1 protein-coding gene is annotated in these 235 nt (G+C 72.3%); it reads left to right on the top strand.

The window, feature by feature from the left end; translation table 11 throughout:
• Positions 1–235 (top strand): ATP-binding protein (locus tag IG84_RS38625; protein WP_037801507.1); only part of this gene is annotated, 235 nt, incomplete at both ends.

The raw sequence follows: 235 nt of genomic DNA, 5'->3' as shown, positions 1-235 counted from the left end.
CGAGCACCCGGTCACCGAGGAGGTCACCGGCATCGACCTGGTCCGCGAGATGTTCCGCATCGCGGATGGCGAGGAGCTGGGCTACGACGACCCGCCGGTGCGGGGCCACTCCTTCGAGTTCCGCATCAACGGCGAGGACCCGGGCCGCAACTTCCTGCCCGCGCCGGGCACGGTCACCACGTTCGAGGCTCCGGCCGGTCCGGGCGTGCGCCTGGATGCGGGTGTGGAGTCCGGC

The organism is Streptomyces ochraceiscleroticus (assembly GCF_000720485.1).
Classification (GTDB): Bacteria; Actinomycetota; Actinomycetes; order Streptomycetales; family Streptomycetaceae; genus Streptomyces; species Streptomyces ochraceiscleroticus.
The sequence above is the reverse complement of the archived record's forward strand: the minus strand, read 5'-3'. Positions and strand labels throughout refer to the sequence as shown.